The sequence below is a fragment of the Phaeodactylibacter xiamenensis genome (genome assembly GCF_000759025.1).
Lineage (GTDB): Bacteria > Bacteroidota > Bacteroidia > Chitinophagales > Saprospiraceae > Phaeodactylibacter > Phaeodactylibacter xiamenensis.
The window spans coordinates 1-1,270 of the sequence record NZ_JPOS01000073.1; the positions used below are offsets into that span (position 1 = coordinate 1).

Here is a 1,270-nt window from a genome sequence, read left to right on the forward strand (position 1 = left end):
GGAGTAGACGGAGTGCGCATCACCGACTTCGATGAGAAGAGGGTGTCAGAGCTGCGCCGTTTGGAAAAAGAACTCAGGACGAAGGCGTACCGCCCGCAGGCAGTAAAACGGGTGTATATCCCGAAGCCTGACGGCAGCGAACGCCCATTAGGCATACCGACGGTACGCGACCGGGTGGTGCAGCAAGCACTGCTCAACATCCTCCAGCCCATTTTCGAGCCGGGCTTCCACCCATCGAGCTACGGCTACCGCCCCGGGCGCAGCTGCGCCCATGCAGTGGCTAAGGCAGAGCGTTTCAGTAACAAGTGGGGGCTGGCTCATGTCGTTGACATGGACTTGTCGAAGTGCTTCGACACGCTGGACCACGGCTTGATACTGGCAGGGGTGGGGGCTAAAGTAAGCGACGGCAGTGTTTTGGCACTGGTCCGTCAAATACTTGAAACGGGAGTTATGGACGAAGGGGCATACTACCCTGCGGAAGCTGGCAGCCCGCAAGGCGGAGTAATCTCCCCGCTGCTGATGAATATCTATTTGGACAATTTTGACCAGTACATGAAAAGTCAAGGCATCCGGATAGTAAGGTACGCAGACGATATACTGATCTTCGGCTACACGCGCAGTGAAGCGGGCAGGTATCGTTCTATAGCCGCCCAATATCTGGAAGAGGAGCTAAAACTTACGGTCAACGTAAAGAAGACGCACCTCACAACGATATGGGAAGGCATAACGTACCTGGGTTTTATCATCAGCCGGCGGGGTGCGCGCATACACCCAAAGAGCGTGAAGAAGTTTAAGGACAAAGTCCGCAAGCTGACCCCACGCAATTCCGGGCGTAACGTAGAGCACCAGATAAGGGAGCTGTCGATGCTATTGCGGGGTTTTGCCAACTACTTCCGCATTGGGCAAGCCAAGAGCCTGTTCCGTAATTTAATGAGCTGGATACGCCGCCGCCTACGGATGAAGCAGATGCGCGAGTGGAAAAGTTGGAAAGGCTTGCATAAACAGTTACGACGGATGGGTTACAAAGGGAGTTTTGAGAAAATCTCTATGGCCCGCTGGCGCAACGCGAGCTGCAAACTGGTCCACATGGCGCTGCCTAATGAGTGGTTTAATAACCTGCACTTGTACGACATGGAGCGGGTGAAAACCAACACGTTGCATCAATACTATGAATAAGATTTAACAGGAGCCGTGTACGAGGCCCGTACGCACGGTTCTGTGAGAGGGATAAAGTAGAAGGATGCATCCTTCTACTTTACCCTACTCAATT

Annotated in this window: 1 protein-coding gene; it reads left to right on the plus strand. The window is 53.5% G+C overall.

Annotated elements, in window-relative coordinates:
- The coding region (ltrA, locus tag IX84_RS18440; protein ID WP_044224104.1) for a group II intron reverse transcriptase/maturase at positions 1–1,176 on the plus strand (1,176 nt) is incomplete at its 5' end.
- Positions 1,177–1,270 lie beyond the last annotated feature (94 nt).